This is a genomic window from Dankookia rubra (assembly GCF_004355005.1).
Lineage (GTDB): Bacteria > Pseudomonadota > Alphaproteobacteria > Acetobacterales > Acetobacteraceae > Paracraurococcus > Paracraurococcus ruber_A.
In genome coordinates this window covers 1-819 of sequence record NZ_SMSJ01000309.1, presented here as the reverse complement: position 1 = coordinate 819, position 819 = coordinate 1, and the positions used below count along the sequence as shown (strand labels likewise).

Annotated in this window: 1 protein-coding gene; it reads right to left on the bottom strand. The window is 81.2% G+C overall.

Annotated features, from left to right (window positions below):
* Positions 1–819: penicillin-binding transpeptidase domain-containing protein (locus E2C06_RS36740; RefSeq protein WP_277751928.1), on the bottom strand; the 819-nt coding region annotated here is incomplete at both ends.

Here is an 819-nt window from a genome sequence, read left to right as displayed (position 1 = left end):
CGAAGGCCTGCCGCCGCGCCCCGGCCGGGCCGGGCGTGAGCCGCAGCGCCGCCCCCACCCCGCCGTCGCCGAGCGCGGCATAGAGCGCGGCCATCTCCCGCAGCGTCGTCCCCATCCCGCCGAGCGCCAGGGGCAGCGAGGGATCGGCGCCGGCGGGCAGCCGCGCCGGCGCGCCCGCCAGCTTCAGCGCGCCGGCGAAGCGGATGGGGCCGAGCTCCGCCAGCAGCGCCACCGCCGGCAGGTTCAGCGATTGCCGCAGCGCGTCCGCCACGGTGATCCGCCCGGCGAAGCCGCGGTCGATATTCTCCGGCGCATAGGCGCCGAACCGCCGCGGCAGGTCGGCCAGCAGCGTCTCCGGCGTGGCCAGCCCCGCCTCGAAGGCAAGCGCGTAGAGCGCAGGCTTCAGCGCCGAGCCGGGCGAGCGCACCGCCCGCGTCAGGTCGAGCGCCCCGGCGCGTCCCTCCGCGCCGTACTCGCCGCCGACCAGGGCGCGCACCTCCCGCCCGCGCAGCTCGGCCACCACCAGCGCGAGCGAGGCGCGGTCGGGCAGGTCGCGCAGGGCGGCGGCGGCGACCGTCTCCGCCGCGCGCTGCAGCGGCAGGTCGAGCGTGCTGGCGATCCGCGTCCCCTCCGCCCCGCGCGCCAGCTCCCGCGCCAGGTGCGGCGCCAGGCGGGGCATGGGCAGGCGGGCCAGCGGCACCGGGGCGGCGGCGGTGAGGTCCCCGGGGCCGATCCCCGGCACCCCCGCGGCGCGGCGGGCCAGCAGGGCATCGCGCGCGGCGCGGGCGGCCTCGGGGTGGCGGTCGGGCCGCAGCGCCT